1 tRNA gene and 2 rRNA genes are annotated in these 3689 nt (G+C 50.5%); all 3 read right to left on the bottom strand.

What is annotated here, in order from left to right:
• Window positions 1–2: 2 nt before the first annotated feature.
• Window positions 3–79 (bottom strand) — tRNA-Met (locus EDD53_RS14675).
• Window positions 80–182: 103 nt separating this feature from the next.
• A 5S ribosomal RNA gene (rrf, locus tag EDD53_RS14670) occupies window positions 183–297 on the bottom strand.
• A gap of 128 nt (window positions 298–425) precedes the next feature.
• Window positions 426–3270, bottom strand: a 23S ribosomal RNA gene (locus tag EDD53_RS14665).
• Between the last annotated feature and the right edge of the window lie 419 nt (window positions 3271–3689).

The following is a 3689-nucleotide window of genomic DNA, read 5'->3' as shown; positions in this document are numbered from 1 at the left end:
GTTGGTTGCGGGAGTAGGATTTGAACCTACGACCTTCAGGTTATGAGCCTGACGAGCTACCGGGCTGCTCCATCCCGCGACATTATGGTTGTGCTGCGTCAATGTTTGACGATTTTAGCACAAGTATTATCGCTTTTTTGAGTGATCGTATTAGAGAGATTAATTTTTGAGGTTTTTATTAGGTTTGGCGGTGACCTACTCTCCCACGTCTTAAGACGCAGTACCATCGGCGCAACCGTGCTTAACGGCCGAGTTCGGGATGGGATCGGGTGTTTCACTAGCGCTGTGACCACCAAACCGAATAAAAACCTCATTTCACTCTTTGTGTAGAGTGTCCAAGTCAGTACATTTTACTGTTTGTGTTGGTATGTATGCTTCTGTTTGTCTCAGTATTAGTAAACTTTTGAGTTTTGCTTTTACTGGATCAAATCAAGCCTATCGGGCAATTAGTACCAGTCAACTGAATGCATTACTGCACTTACATCTCTGGCCTATCGACGAGGTGGTCTACCTCGGCCCTCAGGGATACCTTGTTTTGAGGGGGGCTTCCCGCTTAGATGCCTTCAGCGGTTATCCTGTCCGATCATAGCTACCCAGCACTGCTATTGGCATAACAACTGGTCCACCAGTGGATCGTTCACCCCGGTCCTCTCGTACTAGGGGCAACTCCTCTCAAGTATCCTACACCCACGGCAGATAGGGACCGAACTGTCTCACGACGTTCTAAACCCAGCTCACGTACCTCTTTAAACGGCGAACAGCCGTACCCTTGGGACCTGCTCCAGCCCCAGGATGAGATGAGCCGACATCGAGGTGCCAAACACTGCCGTCGATATGGACTCTTGGGCAGTATCAGCCTGTTATCCCCGGCGTACCTTTTATCCGTTGAGCGATGGCCCTTCCACTCGGGACCACCGGATCACTATGACCGACTTTCGTCTCTGCTCGACTTGTCAGTCTCGCAGTCAGGCTGGCTTCTGCCATTGCACTCAACGACCGATTTCCGACCGGTCTGAGCCAACCTTCGCGCGCCTCCGTTACTCTTTAGGAGGCGACCGCCCCAGTCAAACTACCCGCCACACAGGGTCCCGGATCCGGATAACGGACCGCGGTTAGACATCAAGCAGAACAAGGGTGGTATCTCAAGGGAGGCTCCACAGAGACTAGCGTCTCTGCTTCAAAGCCCACCACCTATCCTGCACATGTTCGGCCTAATGCCAGTGTGAAGCTGTAGTAAAGGTGCACGGGGTCTTTCCGTCTAACCGCGGGAAGCCTGCATCTTGACAGGCAATTCAATTTCGCTGAGTCTATGTTGGAGACAGCGGGGAAGTCGTTACGCCATTCGTGCAGGTCGGAACTTACCCGACAAGGAATTTCGCTACCTTAGGACCGTTATAGTTACGGCCGCCGTTTACCTGGGCTTCAATTCGGAGCTTGCACTCCTCCTTTTAACCTTCAGGCACCGGGCAGGCGTCAGACCCTATACGTCGTCTTACGACTTCGCAGAGCCCTGTGTTTTTAGTAAACAGTCGCCACCCCCTGGTTTGTGCCCCCAGCTCCAAGTTGCCTTGGAACCGGGCCTCCTTCTCGCGAACTTACGGAGGTATTTTGCCGAGTTCCTTCAACATAGTTCTCTCAAGCGCCTTGGTATTCTCTACCTATCCACCTGTGTCGGTTTAGGGTACGATCTAACGATGGAGCTATTTCCAGGAACCTCTAAGCAGCCCATTCAATCCGATAAGGATGAACTACCTTCGAGATCCGTCACTTCCATCTGGCCCAGGAATATTAACCTGGTTCCCATCGACTACGCCTTTCGGCCTCGCCTTAGGGGTCGGCTTACCCTGCTCAGATTAGCTTTAAGCAGGAACCCTTGGATTTTCGGCGAGGGAGTCTCTCACTCCCTTTGTCGCTACTCATGTCATCATTCTCACTAGTGATCTCTCCACCGGATCGCTCACGCGCCGGCTTCACAGAAAGCTCCTTGTGTCTAATCCGCTGTCTTCAAAGAAGATCAGCAGTAAAGACACATGGAACTATGTCACACTACGCTCTGCTACCACGTATATTAATATACATCCTCAGCTTCGGCTCATGGCTTGAGCCCCGTTACATCTTCGCCGCAGGACAACTTATCTAGACCAGTGAGCTGTTACGCTATCTTTAAAGGATGGCTGCTTCTAAGCCAACCTCCTGGTTGTTTTGGTCGTCCCACCTGCTTTCCCACTTAGCCATGAATTAGGGGCCTTAGCTGGAGGTTAGGGTTGTTTCCCTCTTCACGACGGACGTTAGCATTCGCCGTGTGTCTGCCATCTAGTACTCCCGGGTATTCGGAGTTTGGTTAGGATCAGTAAGCCTGTGGGGCCCCATTACCCATCCAGTGCTCTACCCCCCGGGGTATTCGGATGACGCTCTACCTAAATAGATTTCGCAGAGAACCAGCTATCTCCGAGTTTGATTGGCCTTTCACCCCTAGGCACAACTCATCCCGACCTTTTTCAACAGGTGTGGGTTCGGACCTCCAGTAAGTGTTACCTTACCTTCATCCTGGTCATGCCTAGATCACTCGGTTTCGGGTCTGATCCCACAAACTCATTCGCCCTATTAAGACTCGCTTTCGCTGCGCCTACACCTAACGGCTTAAGCTTGCTTGTGAGACCAAGTCGATGACCCATTATACAAAAGGTACGCCGTCAGGACTCAAGGTCCCTCCGACTGCTTGTAGGCGTCCGGTTTCAGAAACTGTTTCACTCCCCTCGTCGGGGTGCTTTTCACCTTTCCCTCACGGTACTGGTTCACTATCGGTCAGTAAGGAGTACTTAGCCTTCGGGGGTGGTCCCCCGATCTTCAGACAGAATTTCACGTGTTCCGCCCTACTTAATACGTCCTATCGAGCTTCCTATACGGGGCTATCACCCGCTATGGCCACGCTTTCCAACGTGTTCTAGTCACTCTCAAGGCTCGGCTGATCCGCGTTCGCTCGCCACTACTAACGGAGTCTCTATTGATGTCCTTTCCTCCGGGTACTTAGATGTTTCAGTTCCCCGGGTTTGCTCTTTTAAACCTATGTATTCAGTCTAAAAGTACCTGGTTCAATCCATTATAAAGTGCTCGAAAGCAATTATAACAAACTGTCAGGTGGGTTGCCCCATTCGGAAATCCATGGATCAAAGCTTATTCTCAGCTCCCCATAGCTTATCGCAGAGTATCACGTCCTTCATCGCCTCTTACTGCCTAGGCATTCACCAAACGCCCTTCTCGCGCTTGATTTGATCCAGAAAGAGCAAAACTTGTAAAATGTCTCAACCACCGCAACAGGGTCTAGAGGACTTTAGGATCCAAAGAATGATGAAGTGCGATGAGACCAAGTATTTTGCAGACCCACACAAGCTGGTAAGATGTGTGGATACGCTTTCCAAACCAAAAGCATACATTTTCCCGCCAGATCTATAAGATCTGACATAAGACAACACCCTGTATGAAGGGGTGCGTCTCAGCTCTAAGACCGTGCGATCTTAAGAGCTTGGTTAGTGTACTTGACTTGGACAACATTGCGGTTTGCAGAAGGGATACAATATCTTGGACCGAGGAAGGTCCTAAACATGCCTCTCGTAACCGAAGCTACAAGTCCAACTGAGCTCATCCAAATACTATGGCGAGCAACAATGTTGTTCGTTACATTAAGAACA

It is taken from the genome of Pacificibacter maritimus, from assembly GCF_003814915.1.
GTDB classification, from domain to species: Bacteria; Pseudomonadota; Alphaproteobacteria; order Rhodobacterales; family Rhodobacteraceae; genus Celeribacter; species Celeribacter maritimus.
This window is presented reverse-complemented; position numbering and strand designations above follow the sequence as displayed.